This window comes from Oricola nitratireducens, assembly GCF_014904745.1.
Classification (GTDB): domain Bacteria; phylum Pseudomonadota; class Alphaproteobacteria; order Rhizobiales; family Rhizobiaceae; genus Oricola; species Oricola nitratireducens.
Window position 1 is genome coordinate 131,513 of record NZ_JACZCS010000014.1, and the last position, 21,361, is coordinate 152,873.

Genomic DNA, 21,361 nt, shown 5'->3' on the forward strand with positions numbered 1-21,361 from the left:
GGGAAAAGGTTCCCCTCACTTCCCCTCCGTATCCAGCCAGATCGTCACCGGGCCGTCATTGACGAGCGCCACCTTCATGTCCGCGCCGAAGATGCCGTTAGCGACCGTCACGCCGTGGCCCCTCACCTGTCCGGAGAAATGCTCGTAGAGCCGCTCGCCCTCGTCGGGCGGGGCGGCTGAGGAAAAGCCGGGGCGATTGCCCTTGGTCTCGGCGGCGAGCGTGAACTGGCTGACGACAAGCGCCGACCCGCCGATATCGACCAGCGAGCGGTTCATACGGCCTTCATCGTCGGAAAAGATGCGCAGATTGACGACCTTGCGGGCGAGCCATTCGGACTGCGCTTCGGTGTCGCCCCGCATGGCGCAGACAAGGACCAGCAGGCCCGCTCCGATTTCGCCGGCCACTGTGCCGTCGACGGTGACGCTGGCTTGCGAAACGCGTTGGACGAGTGCGCGCATGATTTGCCCTTTCTTGCCTTTTGCAAGCATTTGCACGGACATCCGCCCGCGTAAATGCAGTAAAAGGCTTCCTCTCCCACGAAGGAGAGAGGACGACGGCGTTAGCCGTTCAGCGCGTCCCAGACCTTCTGCGGCGTCGCCGGCATGTCGATGTGCGTGATGCCCCTGGCGCGGTAGAGCGCGTCGGTGACGGCGTTCATCACCGCCGGTGTCGAGCCGATGGTCGCCGCCTCGCCGGCGCCCTTGATGCCGAGGGCATTGGTGGTCGAGGGCACGTTGCGGGTCTCGAAGGAGAACATCGGGAAATAGTCGGCGCGGGGCATGGTGTAATCCATGAAGGTCGCGGTCAGGAGTTGGCCGCTCTCGTCATAGACGGCGTTCTCGTAGAGCGCCTGGCCGATGCCCTGCACCACGCCGCCATGGACCTGTCCGAGCAGCAGCATCGGGTTCACCGTCAGCCCGTAATCGTCGACCATGGTGAAGGACGCCACCTCGACGACGCCGGTGTCGGGATCGATCTCGACCTCGCAGATGTGGCAGCCATTCGGATAGGTCGCCTCGTCCTGCTTGAACTCGCCGTCGGCCTTCAGGTCGGCTGGGTTCGTCGCCGCCTTGGCGATGTCGGCAAAGGAGACCGCCTTGTCGGTGCCCGCGACGACCGCCTCGCCGCCGATGAGTTCGATGTCGTCAGGCGATGCCTCCAGTTCGTCGGCGGCGAGCTTCCTGATCTTCTCGGCCAGCGCCTCGCCGGCGTAATAGGCCGAGACGCCGCCGAGCGGGATCGAGCGCGAGCCGCCGGTGCCGCCGCCGGTCGGGATGCGGTCGGTATCGCCCTGGATGACGGCGACCTTGTCGACATCGAGGCCGAGCGTCTCGGCAACGAACTGCGCATAGGCCGTCGCGTGGCCCTGCCCGTTCGACTGGGTGCCGATATCCATTGTGATTGTGCCGTCGTCGAGCAGCTGCACATAGGCCGGCTCGGAGCCGGCGAAGGCGCAGGCCTCGATGTAATAGGACATGCCAATGCCGCGGATCTTGCCGTTGGCCCTGGAAGCCTCGAAACGCTTCTCGAAGCCCGCCCAGTCGGCGTTCTTCATCGCCTGGTCCATGCAGGCCTCGAACTCGCCGACATCGTAGTTGCGGCCGCCCTGCGTCAGGTAGGGCATCTGTTCCGGCCTGATGAAGTTGCGGCGGCGGATCTCGTCGCGCGCCAGCCCGGTCTCGCGGGCGCAGGCATCGACAAGTTTCTCGACCAGGAAGGCGGCTTCCGGGCGGCCAGCGCCGCGATAGGCGTCGACCGGGCAGGTGTTGGTGTAGACGCCGGTCAGGCGGAAATCGAGCGCCGGAATGTCGTAGACGCCGGTCGCCATCATGGCGCCGAAGAACGGAATCGCCACGCCGAACTGGTGCGTATAGGCGCCCATGTCGGCGATGAGGCGGATGCGCAGCGCCAGGAACTTGCCGTTCTCGTCCATCGCCATTTCGGCATGGACCGTATTGTCGCGGCCATGCGCGTCGGTGAGGAAGTGCTCGGTGCGATCGCCGACCCAGCGCACCGGTTTGCCGAGGCGTTTGGCGGCTTCCAAGACCAGCGGATATTCGCGGTAAACGAAGCCCTTCGGGCCAAAACCGCCGCCGACATCGGGCGTGATGACGCGCAGGTCGACGTCGCCGCCGAAGACGCCCTTCGCTATGATGTCGCGCTGGCCGTGCACGCCTTGCGAGCCGCAGGTCAATGTCATGCGGTTTGCGTCAGCGTCCCATTCGCCGATGGCGGCGCGGGTTTCCATGTAGTTGGCGACGAGGCGGTTCTGGATGAAATCGATCTTGGTGACATGGGCGGCCTTGGCGAAGATCGCCTCGGCCTTGCCGGCATCGCCATGGGTGTTGAGATAGGCGGTGTTGGAGCCGGCCTCCGGCCAGACCAGCGGCGCGCCGTCGTCCAGCGCGCCAGTCATCGAGGTGACGGGGTCGTCGCTGTCGTAGTCGACCTCGATCAGCTCGGCGGCGTCCTTGGCCTGGTCGAGCGTGTCGGCGACGACGAAGGCGACGGCATCACCGACATAGCGCACGCGGTCCGCGCACAGCACCGGGATCGGGCGGTACGGCGCCTTCTCGCCGTCGGGGCCCGGACGCATGCCCATCGCGGTCAGCGTGCCGAGATGGGCGATGTCCTCGCCGGTCAGGATCAGGCGGACGCCCGGCGCCGCCCTCGCCTCGTCCAGCGAGCCGATCGTGAAGGAACCATTGGCGACCGGCGAGCGGACGACAAAGCCTTCCAGCATGCCTTCCTTGCGGATGTCGGAGGTGTAGCAACCCTTGCCGCGGATGAAGGCATTGTCCTCCTTGCGCAGGACCGAAGCCCCGATTAGCGATTTCGACCCGAATTTCGGAGGTGCGACATTCATCTTGATTTCAATCCTCTGATCCGCCATGTCGGTCATATCGCAATTGCGAACAGACCCGGTTTCGCGACTGCGAACATATGTGATGCGATCCGAAAGTCGAGATCTTTGGTCGCCAAGTATACAAATTTCGCCCCCTGATCGGGCGGCGCAACCCCCGCAAGCAGGACCAAGACATGCGCACCGAAACCGGAACCGTCATTCGCCTCGAAGACTACCGGCCAAGCGATTATCTGATCGAGACGACGGACCTCGCCTTCACGCTGGAGCCCGAGGGCACGGTGGTGCGCGCGAAGCTCGGCATAAGGCGGCGGGAGGGCATAGCCGCCGATACGCCGCTCAGCCTCGACGGCGACGAGCTGACGCTGGCGGGGATCAAGGTCAATGGCGAGACACTGGCGGAAAACGGATACACCGCCGCGCCAGACAAGCTTGTCATCGGCGAATTGCCGGCCGATGATACCTTCACGGTGGAAATCGAGACGACGCTCGATCCGGCCGCCAACAAGCAGCTGATGGGGCTGTACCGCTCGAACGGCACCTATTGCACGCAGTGCGAGGCGGAGGGTTTCCGCCGCATCACCTACTTCCTCGACAGGCCGGACGTGCTGTCGGTGTATACAGTGCGCATCGAAGCCCGCGCCGAGGATGCGCCGCTGCTGCTGTCGAACGGCAACCGGATCGACTCCGGATCGCTCGAAAACGGCTGGCACTACGCCGTCTGGCACGACCCCTTCCCAAAGCCGTCCTATTTGTTCGCGCTGGTCGCCGGCAATCTCGGCGTGGTGCGCGACAGCTTCACCACCATGTCCGGACGCGCGGTGGCGCTGGAGATCTATGTCGAGCACGGCAAGGAGCCGCGCGCGGCCTATGCCATGGACGCGCTGAAACGCTCGATGAAATGGGACGAGGACGCCTTCGGGCGCGAATACGATCTCGACGTGTTCATGATCGTCGCCGTCTCCGACTTCAACATGGGCGCGATGGAGAACAAGGGCCTCAACGTCTTTAACGACAAATATGTGCTGGCCGACGAGCGCACGGCGACAGACGCCGACTACGCCAATATCGAGGCGATCATCGCGCATGAGTATTTCCACAATTGGACCGGCAACAGAATCACTTGCCGCGACTGGTTCCAGCTCTGCCTGAAGGAAGGACTGACCGTCTTCCGCGACCACGAGTTCTCTGCCGACATGCGCTCGCGCACGGTCAAGCGGATCGCCGAGGTAAAGCTTTTGAAGGCGCACCAGTTCCCGGAGGACGCCGGCCCGCTGGCGCATCCGGTGCGTCCGCGGCGCTATTCGGAAATCAACAATTTCTATACGGCGACGGTCTACGAGAAGGGATCGGAAGTCGTGCGGATGATCCGCACGATACTCGGGCCGGAGAAGTTCCGCGCCGGGCTCGATCTCTATTTCGACCGTCACGACGGCGAGGCGGCGACGATCGAGCAGTTCCTGAAGGCCTTCGAGGATGCGAGCGGCACGGACCTGACGCAGTTCGCGCTGTGGTACGAGCAGCCGGGCACGCCAAACCTCACCGTCGACTCGAAATTCGACCAGGACGCGAAACGCTTCACGCTGACGATCGAACAGCGACTGAAGCCGCCGATCGAGGGCGCTCCGCACCAGGCGATGCATATCCCGGTGAAATTCGGCCTCGTCGGCGCTTCGGGCGACATCGAATGGACGGCCGCCAACGGTGCCGAGATCACCGGTGACGTCATCCACTTGCGCCAGCCGAAGCACGAGATTGTATTCGAGGGCGTCGCCGAACGCCCCGTCGCCTCGCTGTTGCGCGGCTTCTCCGCGCCGGTAACGGTCTATCCCGAACCCGACGACGCCGACCTCGCCTTCCTCGCCCGCAACGACAGCGATGAATACGGCCGCTGGCAGGCGCTGTCGGCTCTGGTCGTGCGCCAGATGAAACAGGCGGCTGCGAAACAAGCCGACGCGCATGCCGACGTCTTCGACGACGCGACCTGCGAGATCTTCACCGGCATCGCCGCCGACGAGGACTACGAACATGCCTTCCGCGCGCTGTGCCTGACGCTGCCGAGCGAGAACGACATCGCGCGCGAAATCGGCAACGACATCGATCCCGACGCGATCCACGCCGCCCACATGGCGGCGTCACGGCAGCTTGGCCGTGTCGCCGAAGGCGTTTTCGCGCGGCTGTTCCACGGGCTGGCGCCGACGGGTTCCTATTCGCCGGATGCGGCAAGCGCCGGCAAGCGGTCGCTGCGCAACATCGCGCTCGCCTATCTGTGCCATGCCGACCGCACCAGCGATCTTGCCGCCAAGGTGTTTGCGGATGCCGACAACATGACCGACCGGGCGCATGCGCTGACACTGATGGCGCATCTGCAGCCGCGCGCCGACGCGACGCTCGACGCGCTGAAGGCGTTCCAGGCCGAGTTCCGGAACGAGCCCATCGTCATGGACAAGTGGTTCATGATCCAGGCGACGGCGCCGGACGCCAAGACGCTCGACACCGTCAAGGCGCTAACCAACCAGCCCGGCTTTTCATGGGACAATCCGAACCGGATCCGCTCGCTGATCGGCGCATTTTCGGCCGGCAACCCGACCGGCTTCAACCGTGCCGACGGCGAAGGCTACCAGTTCCTGTGCCAGGCGATCGCGCGCATCGACGGCCATAACCCGCAGGTCGCGGCGCGACTTCTGACCGCGATGCGGTCTTGGAAGAATCTCGAACAGGCGCGGCGCGAACAGGCGCGCATGGCGATGACGGCGCTGGCCTCCAAGCAGCATTTGTCACGCGACGTGCGCGATATTCTCGACCGGACGCTCGCCTAGCGCAGCGTTCGTCCCCTGGCGGAAGGCATTCTAATTTCTGATGTTTCTTCCCCAGCGTAATCTGCGATGTTCCACGCAGAACGCGCAGTTGTGAATCCGAACGAAAAATTTACTTCTCCATGGGGTGGACAGCCCGAATCAGTTTTGATTCATTATGGATGATTCGGGAGTGCGGTATCCGGATCATGTTTCAGAACAAATGCTTGTTGGGCGGCTTTCTTTCGGGGCCGAAACGGACGCCTTGTGCGCCTGGGGGATGAATATTGTCTATTGCGGGGATGGAAAATTCCACGTCGACTGCCATGACGGGCCACGCCCGTTTCCTGGCCGGTCCCGCATATTCCAAACTCGAAAGCATCGAACCGATCCTGAAGCGGTCGATCCCGGTTCTGATCATGATTTTCCTCGGCGTTGTGTTCCTCGCGCGCGCCATGGCGCTGATGACGGATCGCGCCGAAACCGCCCATGACGGCAAGCTTTACCTGTCGCTGATTTCCGGCGCCGCCAAGGCGGCAGTCGAAACGGCCCGGGAAACCGGCTTCGCACCGGCGACGGGCGCGCAATACGAGCAGCTCCTGTTCCGCTCTCTGCCCGAGGAATCGACCTATAACGGCCGCTTCCTGATCATCACCAACAAGACCGGTCGGATTATCGGAACGCGCGGCCTGCATGCCGACCTGATGGGCGAGAGCCTGCCGACAAAACTGAACGGCGCGCAGGCTCTGTTCCTCTTCGGCGGCAATGCGGGGGTGCAGCCCGTAACGCTCGACGGCGCGGCGCATCTCGCATCGATGGTGAAGATCGGCGACGGTAACGCGGTGATCGCCGTCCTGCAATCGGAACGCGATCTCTATGCAGCGTGGCGCAAGCGGCTGTCGCTCAACGTCACGCTGTTCGTCGCCTCCTCCTCCGTGTTGATCATCCTGCTCTATGCCTATTTCGGGCAGGCGGCGCGAGCGCAGGAGGCCGACGAGACCTATTGCGAGGCGCAGAAACGGGTCGACCTGGCGTTGACGCGCGGCCATTGTGGATTATGGGACTGGGACCTGGCGCGCGGCCGCATCTACTGGTCGCGCTCGATGTTCGACATGCTGGGCTACGAGGCTTGCGACGATATCCTGTCCTTCGGCGAGGTCAAGGCGCTGATCCACCCCGAGGACATCGACCTGTTCGACCTCGCCCAGCGCGCCGCCGCACAGGAAATCCGCCGCGTCGACCAGTTGTTCAGGATGCGCCACGCCGAGGGACATTTCCGCTGGATGCGCATTCGCACCGAACTCGTCGAGAAGGGCTCGACCGGCGTCCACCTGATCGGCATCGCCGTCGACGTGACCGAGCAACATCGGCTTGCGGCCGAAAACGAGATTGCCAACGACAATCTGCGCGCGGCAATCGAGAACACGACGGAATCCTTCGCGCTGTGGGATGCCGAAGACCGGCTGGTGCTCTGCAACACCAAGTTCCAGGAATATAACGGCCTGCCCGCCGAAGCCGTCGCGACGGGAACGCCGCGCGACGCCGTCAACGCCCTGATGCGCTCTCCGGTCAGCGAGAAACGCATTCCGAGCCCGAAGAACCATCACGAGGCGCAAACCTTCGAGCGGCAGATCGCCGACGGGCGCTGGCTGCAGGTCAACGAGCGGCGCACCAACAGCGGCGGCACGATTTCCGTCGGCACCGACATCACCCAGCTCAAGCTGCACCAGGAACGGCTGATGGAAAGCGAACGGCGCCTGATGGCGACGATCCACGACCTCTCGCTCGCCCGCAAGGCGTCGCAGCAAAAGGCCGTCGAACTGGAGGACCTGAACGCCAGGTATCTCGAGGCGCGCGACAAGGCTGAAGCCGCCAACAAGGCGAAATCCGGTTTCCTCGCCAACATGTCGCATGAGTTGCGCACGCCGCTGAACGCGATCATCGGCTTTTCGGAAATCCTGCAGTCGGGCATGTTCGGACCGCTCGGCTCCGACCGCTACCAGGAATATGTCAGCGACATCAACGCCTCGGGCACCTTCCTGCTCGGCGTCATCAACGACATTCTCGACATGTCGAAGATAGAGGCCGGGCGCGTCCAGCTGGAGCGCGAAAAGCTCGACCTCGCGCCGCTGATCGACGAGACGCTGCACATGGTCGCGATCCAGGCCGAGGAAAAGAACATCGCCGTCGAACAGACCATCGACGAGACGATGCGCATTTTCGCCGACCGGCGCGCCATGAAACAGGTCATCATCAACCTGCTGTCCAACGCGGTGAAATTCACCGGCGAAGGCGGGCGCATCCGCATCCGCGCGAAGGCCGTCGGCGGCGCGATCCAGATTTCCATCGAGGACAGCGGCTGCGGCATCCCGCCATCGGCGCTGAAACGGCTCGGGCGCCCGTTCGAGCAGGTTCAGAACCAGCTGACCCGCAACCACTCCGGCTCGGGTCTCGGTCTCGCGATCTCGAAATCGCTGACCGAACTGCATGGCGGTTCGCTGAAGATCCGCTCCAAGCCGAATGTCGGCACCATCGTCGCCGTGCGCATCCCCTGTGGCGGCAAGGCGGTCGAGGCGGTCGAGGTGATCGCCGACGACAGGAAAACAGCCTGACCAACAAAAAACGGGCCGGCAAAGCCGGCCCGAGCCTGAGCAAACCCGTTTTAACCGGGAATACTAGCGGCCGAACTGGCCGTGACGGTGGTAGCCTTGGCCGTCGCCACGGCCCTGGCCGCGTTCATCGCCACCACGGCGATCGCCGCGCGGCTGCGGCAACTCATCCTTCTCGATAGCGCCCGAGCCGTCGATGTCGAGGCGGGCGAACATGCGCTGCCGGTGATTGTCGATCTCGGCCTGCGAAACCTGCCCGTCGTTGTCAGTGTCGAAACGCCGGATCATGCGCTCGGCACGGCGCTTGAGCATGTCGCGCTCCATTTGCGCGGCGATTTCATCGGCCGTGAGATTGCCATTTCCGTCGGCATCGGCAGCGCTGAAGTCGAACGGCGACATGGCCGCAAACTCCTCGAGCGTGACCGTGCCGGAATTGTCCTTGTCGGCGCGCTGGAACATCCGGTCCGGTCCCATCCTGCCCGGGCCCATGCCGTCAGGCATGTTCCGGCCATAGTGGGGGCCTTCGCCGTCGCGCATCATCATGCCGCGCGGGCCGTTGTCCGCATAGGCTGTTGCGACGGCAGTCGCCGAAACGGCAATGCCGGCCAGCAAAACAGTGATTTTCGTTTTCTTGTTCATGACAGTCGTCCTTTGCATCGTTTGTCACCCCCGATGCGAAGAAGCCCATCCCGCGCTTCCCTCACGGGCCGGAGCGTGGATCCCCCAGCACGGCGCGGAAGATTTCCGCCACTTTGCCTTCGGTCTCCACCATATGTGCCTGCATGGTTTCCAGATTGGGAAACCCGCCGGCCGCACACAGGCGATCGATCAGTCCTTTCGGCGCGGTTTCGGGATCGAAACCCTTTTCCGTGCACAGGCGGACGATCTGCATGATCGCCGAATAGTCCGAAAACGCCTTGGCAAGGATTTCCTTGTCGTTTTCGCCAAGCAAGACATCGTCGGACAGCTTGAAAATATGTGTTGCGTCGGCGCCGTTCAAATTACCATTTGGTAACCCGGTCAGGACGAGAAATTGCGCAATGAAATCAATGTCCATCAGACCGCCTTCGGCGAGCTTGATGTCCCAGATTCCGGACGCCGGCTTATCTTTGAGAAGACGGTGACGCATCGACACGATGTCTTCCTTCAGCTTCGCCGCGTCGCGCGGAAGGCGCAGGATCTCGTCAAGTTCGGTCTCCACCTTGGCGCGCAGACCGGCGTCGCCAGCGACGGTGCGCGCACGACACAGCGCCTGGTGTTCCCAGGTCCAGGCCTCATTGCGCTGATAGCGCGAGAAGCTCCTGAAGGAGGTGGCGAGCGGCCCCTTGTTTCCCGACGGGCGCAGCCGGAAATCGACCTCATAGAGCACGCCCTCGGCCGTCGGTGCCGAAAGCGCGGCCGTCAAGCGCTGCGTCAGGCGGATGAAATATTGCGACGCGGCGAGCGGTCTTTGCCCGTCGCTCTCGATATTGTCGTCCTCGACCTCGTAAAGCAGGATCAGGTCGAGATCGCTGCCCGCCGTCATCTCGCGCGAGCCGAGCCGGCCGAGGCCGATGACACAGATCTGTGCGCCCGCGATGACGCCGTGTTTCTCGGCGAGTTCCGAGCGTGCGGCATCGAGCGCGTATTCGATGATGAGATCGGCGAGATCGGCAAAGGCCTGCCCGGCTTCGGCCGCTTCGAGGTTTCCGGTCAGCAGGCGCACGCCGATCAGGAAGCGCTGCTCGGCGGCAAAGATGCGCAGCCGGTCGAGCACTTCCTCGTAGGCACGCGCCTCGCCGAGGAAATCCTCGAGCCTGCCGCGTTGCTCCTCCTTTTTCGGAACGCCGGAGAAGAAAGCCGGGTCGAGCATGCCGTCGAAGACCAGCGGCTTGGCCGTGATGATGGCGCCGAGGCGCGGCGCCGCCGACAGGATCAGCGCCATGAGATTGATCAGGCGCGGGTTGGACTGCAGCATCGAGAAGACCTGGATGCCCGCCGGCAGGCCGGAAAGAAAACGGTCGAACCCGATGACGCCCTCGTCGGGCTGGCCGCTGTCGGCGAAGGTTTTCAGGAGCAACGGCGTGATTTCGGTCAGGCGCTCGCGGGCGCGTTCGGACTGCACCGCCCGGTAGCGGCCCATGTGCCACTGGCTGACGACGCGCCAGATGTCGGCGGGGCGCGCATAGCCCATGCGCGAGAGCGTCTCGACCGTGTCCGGATCGGGCTCGCCGCCGGTGAAGACCAGATTGCCCTCGTCGCCAAGCGCGGCCTCGTGTTCGAACAGCGCCGCATAGTGGTTTTCGACAGTGCGCAGATTGCCAACGAGATCCTTGCGGAACGCCTCGCTGCCATCATAGCCCAGCATGCGCCCGACCCGCTCCACGCCCTCCGCGCTGTCAGGCATCTTGTGCGTCTGTTCGTCGCCGATCATCTGGATCGCGTGTTCGACGCGGCGCAGGAAGCGGTAGCAGCCGGCCAGCGTCTTCGCGGCGTTCGGCTCGATCGAGCCATGGGCCGCCAGTTCGTCGAGCATGGCAATCGTGCCGCGTCCGCGCAGTTCGGGCACGCGGCCGCCGAAGATGAGCTGCTGGGTCTGGACGAAGAACTCGATCTCACGGATGCCGCCGCGTCCGAGTTTCACGTTGTGGCCCTCGATGGCGATCTTGCCGTGGCCCTTGTGGGCGTGGATCTGCCGCTTGATCGAATGCACGTCGGAAATCGCGGCATAGTCGAGGTGTTTGCGCCAGATGAAGGGGCGCATTTCGTAGAGGAAGCGGTTTGCGGCCTCGACGTCGCCGGCGGCGGGCTTCGCCTTGATCATGGCGGCGCGTTCCCAGTTCTGGCCGCGCGCCTCGTAATAGACGAGCGCGGCCTCGACGGGGATCGCGACCGGCGTCGATCCCGGATCGGGGCGCAATCTGAGATCTGTGCGAAAGACATAGCCGTCGCCGGTGCGTTCCTGCATCACGCGGACGAGGCGCCGCGTCATGCGCGCCATGGTTTCGCCGATCATGTAGTGGTCCGGCCAGGACAGTCCCGGCGGATCCGGATCGAACAGCACGATCAGGTCGATATCGGAGGAATAGTTGAGTTCGTGGGCGCCGAGCTTGCCCATGGAGAGCAGGATCCAGCCCGATCCCTTTTCGGGTTCGGCGGGATCGGCCAGCGTCAGCTTGCCGGTCTTGTGCGCGTCGCGCAGGATCCAGGCCGCCGCCGCGCCGAGCGACACCTCGGCGAAGCGCGACAGCCAGCCGGTCGTGTCGTCGACGGCGAAGGCGCCGGACAGATCGCCGAGCGCGATCAGCAGATGCAGCGCCGCTTTCTCGCGACGCAGCGCCGTCATCAGCACGGCTTCGCTGTCGGCGAATTCCTCGCCATGCCGCATCGCCTCTGTGCGGGCGAGGATCGCTTCCAGTTGCGCGCCGACCGGCTCGTCGAAGAGGCTTTCCAGAAGCGCCGCCTGGCGCTCGATCTGGTTCGACAGGAAGGGCGACAGCGCCATGACGGCGACAAGGAACCCGGCAAGCGGGCTGTCTGCTTCCACCTCGGCGCGAAGGCGTTCGGCGCCGGCTTTCCCGGCGGCTGCGATCAGCGAGGCGCGCGCCTTAGCGGCCAAATCATCGTCGCCCGGATGAAGCGTTACCGCCGGTTGTCCGAACCAGGCCGTGCCGTCGTGCGTCATGTCCCCTCCGCGAATCCGCGAGTCCGATCAGCGGCTTGGACCGAAGGGCCGCGAAATCGATTCAATTGATGGAGGACAGGTCTAAGGCTTCGCGGCGGGAAATGACAAGACGACTTTCAGACCGGGACCGGCGTCTTCCAGTTCCAGCTTGCCGCCATGCAGGCTCATGATCGCCGAGACGAGGCTGAGGCCGAGGCCCGATCCCGGCTTGGAGCGGCTTTCGTCGAGGCGCACGAAGCGACCCTTGACGCGTTCCTTGTCGGTGTCGGGGATCCCCTGCCCCTGGTCGGCGATGGCAAGGCGGATCATCTTGTCGGCATCGTCTCGGGACGTCGAAATCGTGATCTTTCCGTTCGGGCAGGCGCCGTACTTGATCGCGTTGTCGATCAGGTTGGTCACCGCCTGGCCGATCAGTTCGCGCTTGCCGGCGATCGGCAGCGGCCCCTCGACCTCGTTGACCAGCACCATGCCGGCATCCTCGACCAGCGGCTCGTAGAGTTCCTGCACCTCGGACGCGATCACGGCGAGATCGACCTCGTCCAGCTTCTGCTTCGAAAAGCCCGCCTCGACGCGCGAGATCAGGAGGAGCGCGTTGAACACCTTGATGAGCTGGTCGGCCTCGCCGATCATGTCCTCCAGCACCGTGCGGTAATCGGTGGACTTGTCGTCGCCGGCAAGCGCCACCTCGGCGCGGTTGCGCATCCGCGTCAGCGGCGTCTTGAGGTCATGCGCGATGGAATCGGAGACGTCGCGCAGCCCGTCATTGAGCGTCGAGATCTTCTCGATCATCGTGTTGAGGCTTTCCGACAGGCGGTCGAACTCGTCATTGGCACCCGAGACAGGCAGGCGGCCGGACAGGTCGCCCGCCACGATGCGCGCGCTCGCCTCCGAAACCCGGTCGATGCGCTGCAGCGCCCGGCGTCCGACGAAGAACCAGATCAGGAAACCGCCCGCCGCCATGAAAGCGAGCGCGGTGATCAGCGCGCGACGCACGATCTCGCGGAAGCGCTGCGGCTCGCCGAGGTCGCGGCCGACGAGGATGCGCATGCCGTTGTCGACGACGATAACCTGGGCGAGCGCATGCGGCGCGCGCTCCGGGTCCTCGATGACGGAGAGGTCGTCGCCGAAACGCGCATAGACGAAGGGCCGTTCGGTCCAGCCCGGATTGTCCAGAACGCCGGGTTCGAGCGCGATGACGTTGCCGGACAGGATGCGGCCCGCATTGTCGGCGACCATGTAGAGATTGGCGCCCGGCCGGCGCGAGCGGCGGTCGATCTCGCGCACAAGGACGCGCAATCCGCGGTCGCGATACACATCGCCAAGGCTGCGCACCTCTTCCGCGATGGCGGTGCGCGTCTCGTTGACGAGGAACCGCGCGGCCGATCCCGTCATATAGAAGACGAGGAAAACGGCACAGGCGGAAAACAGGATGAGATAGAGCGCCGAAAGGCGCGCCGCCGTTGTGTTGAATGCCGACAGGAAACGTTTCATGGCGCCACGGATCAGTCGCGCATCATGTAGCCGGCGCCGCGGATCGTGTGCAGAAGCGGCTTGTCGAAGCCTTTCTCGATCTTCGAGCGCAGGCGCGAGATATGAACGTCGATGACGTTGGTCTGCGGATCGAAATGGTAATCCCAGACATTCTCCAGCAGCATCGTGCGGGTGACGACCTGGCCGGAATGGCGCATCAGATATTCGAGAAGACGATATTCGCGCGGCTGCAGGGCGATCGTCTGATCGCCGCGCTTGACCTCGTGGGAAAGCCGGTTGAGTTCGAGATCGCCGACCTGGTAGCGCGTTTCCTGCTCGGCACCGGACTGGCGGCGCAACAGCACCTCGAGGCGGGCGAGAAGCTCGGAGAACGCATAGGGCTTGGTGAGGTAGTCGTCGCCGCCGGCGCGAAGCCCGGTTACCCGGTCATCGACCTCGCCGAGGGCGGACAACACCAGCGCCGGGGTCATGTCGCCCTTGGCGCGCAGGGCGGATATGACGGACAGGCCGTCCCGCTTCGGCAGCATGCGATCGACCACCAGCGCGTCATAATCGCCGCTGTCGGCCATGGCGAAACCGTCGTCGCCATTGCCCGCGATATCCGCGACATGGCCGGCCTCGTCCATCGCCTTCTTCAGGTAAGCGGCGGCTTCGGCGTCATCTTCAATGATCAGGACTTTCATGGATTTGCTTATCGCGCGCGCGGTGAGGAAAGAAAAGCCGCTTCGCAACGGAAGTGGCGACGGCAGGTTGAGGGGGGAAGACCTGCCGCCGCCAGCGTTGTCTGTCCGGGGGGATGACATGGTGTAATCCGGACAGGCAACCAGGGAGAAGTCAGCCTTTGCCGACCGGCATCGCAACGAAGCGGTTCGTGTCGTTCTGCTCGAGCAGAAGCAGAGCCGCCTTGCGTCCGGAGTCGGCGACTGCGGTCAACTCCTTCTCGATGTCCGAAGCCGATTCAACGGGCTGGTTGTTGACCTCCATGATCTTTTCGCCGACGCGGATGCCGGCATCGGCGGCCGCGCTATCCGGCTCGACACCGGTCACAACGACACCGCTGCCCTGCTCGGCCGGAGCGACCGTCATTCCGAAATCGGAAAGCGCGGTTTGCGCCGACTGGTCCGGAGCGGCCTGTTCGGCCGATGCCATCTGCTTGCGCGGAAGTTCGCCGAGCTTGACGGTCACGGTCTTTTCCTTGCCGTCGCGCATCAGCGTGACGTTGACATCGGTGCCCGGATTGATACCGGCGATCTCGCGGGCCAGTTCGCGCGGACCCTTCACCTCATTGCCGTTGACGGCGGTGATGATGTCGCCCGCCTTGATGCCGGCCTTGGCTGCCGGAGCATCGGCCTGCGGATCGGCGACAAGCGCGCCCGTGGTCTTCTTCAGCCCCAGCGATTCCGCGATGTCGGCGGTCACCGGCTGGATTGCCACGCCGAGCCAGCCGCGCTGGACTTTGCCATCGGCCATCAGTTGCTTCACAACACTCTTCGCGGTGGAAGCCGGGACGGCGAAGGCGATGCCGACATTGCCGCCTGACGGCGAGAAGATCGCGGTATTGATGCCGACGACCTGGCCAGCGAGATCGAAGGTCGGGCCACCGGAGTTGCCGCGGTTCACCGCAGCATCGATCTGGATGAAATCGTCATAGGGGCCTGCACCGATGTCACGGCCGCGTGCCGAGACAATACCGGCGGTCACCGTGCCGCCGAGGCCGAACGGATTACCGACGGCGACGACCCAGTCGCCGACGCGAACCTTGGAGTCGTCCGCGAAACTCACATAGGTGAATTCACGGTCGGCATCGACCTTCAGGACGGCTAGGTCGGTGCGCGGATCGGCGCCGATAAGTTTTGCGTCGAGTTCGGTGCCGTCGTTCAGCACAACGCTGTATTCGGTGCCGTCGGCGACCACGTGGTTGTTGGTCACCAGATAACCGTCGCCGGAGATGAAGAAGCCGGAACCCTGGGCAACCGGGCGGGCGCGATGCGGCCGCTGTGCGTGGTGGTCGTCACGCGGGCCGTTGGGGGTGCCGAACTGCGGGCCGAAATCACGGAAGAACTTCTGCAACGGCGGCGGAAGCTGATCGAAGTTCTGGCCGTTGAAGTTGAACTCCATGTTGGAGGCTGGCTGGACATTCGATTTCACGCGCACGGATACGACGGCGGGCGAAACCTTTTCGATAAGGTCGGCAAAGCCGGGTGCGGCGGCGGGGGTCTGGATATGGACAGCCTCGGCGGCAGCCGGACCGGTGATCGCGCCGGAGAAGCTGAAAGCGCCGACGCCGAGCACCGTCGACGCGATCAGCGCAGCGGCGACCTTGTTCACGATGGATCTACGAGAGGTTTTGTTGGGGGTCGTCATCGGTTCATGTCCTCAGTCTGGAAATTGCGGGCCGGGAAGCCGACCGTGCGGACATGAATAGCGGAGCGAAAATTACACGCCGCTTTCCACTGCATGAATTTTTGGTAATGTTCGACGGTCGGCGGTCCTCATACCGCCTTGTGCTCTACCACCGTCACCACCTTCGAAGACCCCTCCAGCGTGCGGTGGACAGGGCATTTGTTGGCGATTTCCTCGATCTTCTCGGCCAGTTCCGGCGCGATGTCGCCATCGATGGCGATATGACGCTCGAAACGGTCGATCTTGCCGCCTTTGTTCTTTTCCTCGTCGGTGCATTCCATGCAGTCCCTGGCGTGCACTTTCGCATGGCTGACATCGACGGTTACCGCGCCGAGCGGCAGCTTCTTGAAATCGGCATAGATGCGCAGCGTCATCGAGGTGCAGGCGCCCAGCGCCGCGCCGAGCAGGTCATAGGGCGAAGGACCGCTGTCGGCGCCGCCGGCGGAGACCGGTTCGTCGGCGAAAAAGCGATGCACGCCGGCCTGCACCGTGTTCTGGAACTTCGACTGGCGCGTCTCGGCGACCCGCACATGCTCGATCGGCGTGACGCCTTGCGGCCTGTCCTGCGGCAGGAAACGCGTCGCCCATCCGCCGATCACCTGGGCGGCGAATTCGGCGTCCTCCGGCTTGCTCAGCAGGTGATCGGCATGATCGAGCGAGATGTAGCTTTTCGGATGTCGCGCGGCCACGAAGATGCGCTCGGCATTGTCGATGCCGACGACCTCGTCAAGCGGCGAGTGCATGATCAGGAGAGAGGCGCGCAGCTTGGGCAGGCGGTCGAGCAGATTGGTCGAGCGCGCGGCGTCGAGAAAGCCCTTGCCGATCCGGAACTTGCGTCCGCCGAGCGAAACCTCCGCCTCGCCGTCACGCTCGATCTTGGCAAGGTCTTCGTGGAACATGTGCAACACATGCTCGGTGTCAGCGGGCGCGCCGATGGTCACCACGCCCCTGACCTCGGGAATGTCGTGGGCGGCGACTAGAACGGCCGCGCCGCCGAGCGAATGGCCGATCAACAATACCGGCGCTTCCAGCGTCTCGCGCATGTAGTCGGCGGCGGCGACAAGGTCGGCGACGTTGGAACGGAAGCTGGTATTGGCGAACTCGCCCTCGCTCGATCCCAAGCCGGTAAAGTCGAAGCGCAGGACCGCGATGCCGAGGCGCGACAGGTGACCGGCGATCCGGCGCGCGGCGATGATGTCCTTGGTGCAGGTAAAACAGTGGGCAAACAGCGCGTATCCGCGGATGTCCCCATCCGGCAGATCCAGCCTTGCCGCCAGCGTTTCGCCCGTCGCGGAGGGAAATTCCCGCTTTTCCGTTGCCATGACCGCCTCTACGTCGTGAAGGATTTCCGGCGGAGGCTAGTGATCGCTGCCTTCACCGTCAGCTAAAATTTTCGAGAGGCGCTCTTCTTCCTCGCGCGACAGCCCGGTGGCCGCCGCGGCGCCCGCGCGGTTGCGGAAGAGGACGATGATCGCTGCGCCGCCGAGCAGAAGGCCGAGCAGCGGTGTGCCCCAGAGCAGCATGTTGCGGGCCGAAAAGCGCGGTTCGAGAAGCACGAACTCGCCGTAGCGGGCGACGACGTAGTCGAGCACCTGCTCGTCGGTGTCGCCGGCCGTGAGGCGTTCGCGCACGATCACGCGCAGGTCGTGGGCGAGGTCGGCATCGGACGCGTCGATCGACTGGTTCTGGCAGACGAGGCAGCGCAGCTTCTCGGAAATGGTGCGCGCGCGCGCCTCAAGTGCCGGATCGTCGAGCATCTCGTCCGGATTGACCGCATAGGCCGCGGTCGCGGTGACGAGCAGGAGCGCGCAGGCGGCGAGGAATCGTCTCACGTCCGCGCCCCTATTCCGCCGCCGCAAGAACCTGGCGGCGTCTGGCCGAGGGCACCGGAGCGCCGATGCGCAGCCTGCGATCCGACAGCGAGAACAGGCCGCCGATGACCATCAGGATCGGCCCGAACCAGATCAGCGTCACGTCCGGCTTCCACCAAAGGCGCACCACGATCTGGTTGCTGCCCTCCACCGGGTCGCCGAGCGCGATGTAGATCTGGCTGAACCCGCGCGTATGGATGCCCGCCTCGGTCGTCGGCATGCGGCGTGCCGTATAGATGCGCTTCGCCGGATTGATCGTCGCGATCTGTTTGCCGTCGCGGCTCACCTGGAAGGTGGCGACGTTCTCAGTGTAGTTCGGACCCTGACGCGGCTCCATGCCCTCGAAAAGGACACTGAAGCCCGAAAGGTCCGTCGTATCGCCCGGCGCCATGCGCAGCACGTGCTCTTCCTGGAAGGCCGAGACCGAGACGATGCCGAGCGTGATCACGCCGAGACCGGCATGGGCGAAGGCCGTGCCCCAGACCGAGCGCGGCAGGCCGGAAAGACGCGCCATCGCGGTACGGACGCCCGCCTTCGGAAGACCGGATTTCTGCCAGACCTCGGCGAATGCGCCGACGATCAGCCAGAAGCCGATGGTGACGCCGATGGCGGCAAGAACGGGTGCGCCGGTTGCGAGGTAAAGCGTGACGAGACCGGCGAGGATGGCGATGCCGGCAAAAACATAGAGGCGCTGCGCCGCGCCGAACAGGTCGCCGCGTTTCCATGCCAGCAGCGGCCCGAAGGGAACGGCGAGCAGCAGCGGGATCATCAGCGGCGCGAAGGTAGCGTCGAAATAAGGCGCGCCGACCGAAATCTTCTCGCCGGTCAACGCCTCGATGGCGAGCGGGTAGAGCGTACCGACGAAGACGGTCGCCGCCGCCGTCGTCAGGATGAGGTTGTTGAGGAGGAGCGCGCCCTCGCGCGAAATCGGGTGGAACAGGCCGCCATTGGACAGGGTCGAGGAGCGCAGTGCGAACAGGATCAGCGCGCCGCCAATGAAGAACACCAGAATGGCGAGGATGACGACGCCGCGCGTCGGGTCGCTGGCAAAGGCATGCACCGAGGTCAGCACACCCGAGCGCACCAGGAAGGTGCCGAGCAGCGACAGCGAGAAGGCGAGAATGGCGAGAAGGATGGTCCAGACCTTCAGCGCCTCGCGCTTTTCCATGACGAGAGCCGAGTGCAGCAGCGCGGTCCCGGCCAGCCACGGCATGAAGGAGGCGTTCTCGACCGGGTCCCAGAACCACCAGCCGCCCCAGCCGAGCTCGTAATAGGCCCAGTAGGAACCCATCGCGATGCCCGCCGTCAGGAAGATCCACGCGGTCAGCGTCCACGGACGCACCCAGCGGGCCCAGGCGGCATCGATCCGGCCCTCGACCAGCGCCGCGATGGCGAAGGCGAAACAGACCGAGAAGCCGACATAGCCGAGATAGAGCAGCGGCGGATGGATCGCGAGGCCGACGTCCTGCAGGATCGGATTGAGGTCCTGCCCCTCGAGAGGCGCCGGCGACAGGCGCGTGAACGGATTAGACGTGAACAGGATGAAGCCGGTGAAGGCGGTGGCAATCAGGCCCTGGACCGAGATCACCATGGCGCGTAGGCTCGGCGGCAGGTTGGAGCCGAAAAAGGCAACCAGCGCACCAAACAGCGACAGGATCAGTATCCACAGCATCATGGAGCCTTCATGGTTGCCCCACACGCCGGTGAACTTGAACAGCAGGGGCTGCTGCGAATTGGAGTTTTCCCAGACGTTCAGGATCGAGAAATCGGACGCCACGTAGCCCCAGGTGAGCACACCGAAGGACAATGCGATGGCGGCGAAGACCGCGAAAGCCAGATTGGGCGCCATCGCCATCTGGCGGGTGTCGCCTGTCCTGGCGCCGACGAACGGCACGACGGTCTGCAGCACGGAAAGCGCAAGCGCTAGGACGAGGGCGTAATGTCCGAGTTCGACAATCATTGCGCTGCGTTCGCCTCCTTGCCCTGCCAGTAGCCCTGCTCTTTCAGCTTGTCGGCCACTTCCTTCGGCATGTAATTCTCATCATGCTTGGCAAGTACCGTATCGGCAAGGAATGTTCCGTCGGACTGCAACTCGCCCTCGGCGACGACCCCCTGCCCTTCGCGGAACAGGTCCGGCAGGATGCCGGCATAGCGCACGACGATCCGGTCGGTCGTGTCCTCGATCGTAAATTCGACGCCGGAATTGTCGGCGTGCTTCACGGAGCCCTTCTCGACGAGACCGCCAAGACGAATGCGGCCGGTGTCCTGCCCCGGCGCCGCATGGACTTCGGACGGCGTGCGGAAGAAGGTGACCTGGTCGCTCAACGCCGTCAGAACGAGCGCGACGGCGACGCCGAGCATGGCGAGTGCGCCGAAGATCACCGTGAACCGTTTCTGCTTGCGGGTCATTGGGTCGTGCCTCCGGAAGAAAGGCCGAGCGCGGCGGCAAACTCCACGATCTGGCCGTGCTTGGTCTCGTCGCTGGCGAATGCCTCCAGCGCGCGCTTCACTGCATCCTCGGCTTCGGGCTTCTTGCCGAGCACGGAATAGGACCGGATCAGGCGCTGCCAGCCGGCGACGTCGTCGGGATTGTCGCGCAAGCGCGCGTCGAGCTGCGCAATCATGTTGCCGATCATCGCCTGACGATCCTCTGCGCTCATCGACTGGACGTTTTTCACGGTCTCCTGGTCGAGCTGCGGCGCGGAAGAGCCCGGCGCCATCGCAAGAGCTTCGCCGCCGAAACGGCGCAGACCTTCCTGGGCCGCCGCCTTCCATTCCGGCGCGGCGCGATTGTCCGCTATCAGGGTCTTCCAGCCTTCGAGCGCTCCGTTGACGTTGCCGCCTTCGGCAGCGGCGAGCGCGAGGAAGAAGCGCGACCGGCTGTCATTGGGATCGAGCGCCACGGCGCGTTCGAATTCGGAGCGCGCGTTGACGTCGACGGCGCCGCCGGAAAGCATGTAGTAGGCCTGTCCGAGGCCCGAACGCCGCGGTGCCGTCTCGCCAAGCATCGCGATCGCGCGTTCAAAAGCGTCACGCGCGTCGTCGGCACGGCCGAGACGCAGATACATCGGCGCGAGCACGTCCCAGCCGCGGCCGTCATCCGGATTGGCCCGAAGATGGTCTTCGGCCTTCTTGACCAGTTCCTTGACGTCGAGGTTCTGCAGGGTCTGCGCCGTCATAGGCTGCTGGCGCTCCTGTAGGCGGCCGGCGAGCGGCTGCGCGTCCATGCCGGGCGACCCGACCGCAGCATAGATAACCACGGCGGCGAGCGGCGCGAAGGCCGCTGCGGCGGCCAGCATCGGCCCGCGCGTGTTTCCGGCCGTTCTCTTGGCGTCCGCTTCGGCCTGTGCCGCGTCCTCTGCGGCCAACAGTCGGCGACCGATTTCAGCACGGGCATAATCGGCCTGGGCGGCGTTGATCACGCCGCGTTCGAGGTCGGTGTCGAGTTCGCGCAGCTGGTCCTTGTAGATTTCCAGATCGAAATCGTGCTCGTGCGCCGTCGCCGCCGGTTCGGCCGGACGCAATGCCGGCCAGAACACGATGCCGAGCAGCACAATCGTCAACAATGCAGCCAGAATGATGAACAACATGGGGGTCAGATAAATATGCAAGTCAGACTTGCCAATGGAATTCGACCGGACGCGACATAATCACGCTGAAAGCT

Annotated in this window: 14 protein-coding genes; 2 read left to right on the forward strand and 12 right to left on the reverse strand. The window is 64.4% G+C overall.

All coding sequences use genetic code 11. From position 1 onward, the window contains the following. Nucleotides 1-15: 15 nt before the first annotated feature. Together dtd and IG169_RS09110 are read right to left on the reverse strand one after the other, a co-directional pair. The gene (gene dtd, locus IG169_RS09105; protein ID WP_193175879.1) at nt 16-459 is read right to left on the reverse strand and encodes a D-aminoacyl-tRNA deacylase; all 444 of its coding nucleotides are present in this window, start codon (nt 457-459) and stop codon (nt 16-18) included. Between the two features lie 101 nt (nt 460-560). Next, entirely contained in the window at nt 561-2,867 is a 2,307-nt protein-coding gene (locus IG169_RS09110) for a xanthine dehydrogenase family protein molybdopterin-binding subunit (protein WP_193175880.1), read from the reverse strand. Between the two features lie 173 nt (nt 2,868-3,040). On the opposite strand from IG169_RS09110, the gene pepN reads away from it, so the two are divergent. Next, nucleotides 3,041-5,683 (forward strand): aminopeptidase N, encoded by a 2,643-nt coding sequence (gene pepN, locus IG169_RS09115; RefSeq protein ID WP_193175881.1) that lies wholly within the window; start codon nt 3,041-3,043, stop codon nt 5,681-5,683. A gap of 302 nt (nt 5,684-5,985) precedes the next feature. Further along, the gene (locus tag IG169_RS09120) at nt 5,986-8,271 is read left to right on the forward strand and encodes a PAS domain-containing sensor histidine kinase (protein ID WP_210325935.1); all 2,286 of its coding nucleotides are present in this window, start codon (nt 5,986-5,988) and stop codon (nt 8,269-8,271) included. A 63-nt stretch (nt 8,272-8,334) separates the two neighbouring features. Here IG169_RS09120 and IG169_RS09125 read toward each other — a convergent pair whose 3' ends face one another. The 10 genes from IG169_RS09125 to ccmI form a co-directional block, all read right to left on the reverse strand. Further along, the gene (locus tag IG169_RS09125; protein ID WP_193175882.1) at nt 8,335-8,907 is read right to left on the reverse strand and encodes an EF-hand domain-containing protein; all 573 of its coding nucleotides are present in this window, start codon (nt 8,905-8,907) and stop codon (nt 8,335-8,337) included. A 61-nt stretch (nt 8,908-8,968) separates the two neighbouring features. After that, nucleotides 8,969-11,932 carry a bifunctional [glutamine synthetase] adenylyltransferase/[glutamine synthetase]-adenylyl-L-tyrosine phosphorylase gene (locus IG169_RS09130; protein ID WP_193175883.1) on the reverse strand — a complete coding sequence of 988 codons (2,964 nt, stop codon included), beginning with the start codon at nt 11,930-11,932 and terminating at the stop codon, nt 8,969-8,971. 81 nt (nt 11,933-12,013) lie between these two features. Beyond that, a complete protein-coding gene (locus IG169_RS09135; protein ID WP_193175884.1) occupies nt 12,014-13,423 on the reverse strand; it encodes a sensor histidine kinase in 1,410 nt (469 codons plus the stop codon). A gap of 11 nt (nt 13,424-13,434) precedes the next feature. Next, nucleotides 13,435-14,106: a response regulator transcription factor gene (locus tag IG169_RS09140; protein WP_193175885.1), complete on the reverse strand. Its 672-nt coding sequence runs from the start codon at nt 14,104-14,106 to the stop codon at nt 13,435-13,437. A 151-nt stretch (nt 14,107-14,257) separates the two neighbouring features. Beyond that, a complete protein-coding gene (locus IG169_RS09145) occupies nt 14,258-15,787 on the reverse strand; it encodes a Do family serine endopeptidase (RefSeq protein ID WP_193175886.1) in 1,530 nt (509 codons plus the stop codon). A 128-nt stretch (nt 15,788-15,915) separates the two neighbouring features. Next, a complete protein-coding gene (locus IG169_RS09150; RefSeq protein WP_193175887.1) occupies nt 15,916-17,148 on the reverse strand; it encodes a bifunctional alpha/beta hydrolase/OsmC family protein in 1,233 nt (410 codons plus the stop codon). A gap of 36 nt (nt 17,149-17,184) precedes the next feature. Continuing rightward, a complete protein-coding gene (locus IG169_RS09155) occupies nt 17,185-17,658 on the reverse strand; it encodes a cytochrome c-type biogenesis protein CcmH (RefSeq protein WP_193175888.1) in 474 nt (157 codons plus the stop codon). A gap of 10 nt (nt 17,659-17,668) precedes the next feature. After that, entirely contained in the window at nt 17,669-19,657 is a 1,989-nt protein-coding gene (locus IG169_RS09160) for a heme lyase CcmF/NrfE family subunit (RefSeq protein WP_193175889.1), read from the reverse strand. Beyond that, nucleotides 19,654-20,106: a cytochrome c maturation protein CcmE gene (gene ccmE / locus IG169_RS09165; protein WP_193175890.1), complete on the reverse strand. Its 453-nt coding sequence runs from the start codon at nt 20,104-20,106 to the stop codon at nt 19,654-19,656. The genes IG169_RS09160 and ccmE overlap by 4 nt, the downstream gene beginning before the upstream one ends. After that, nucleotides 20,103-21,287 carry a c-type cytochrome biogenesis protein CcmI gene (gene ccmI, locus IG169_RS09170; protein ID WP_193175891.1) on the reverse strand — a complete coding sequence of 395 codons (1,185 nt, stop codon included), beginning with the start codon at nt 21,285-21,287 and terminating at the stop codon, nt 20,103-20,105. Before ccmI ends, ccmE begins: the two co-directional genes overlap by 4 nt. Between the last annotated feature and the right edge of the window lie 74 nt (nt 21,288-21,361).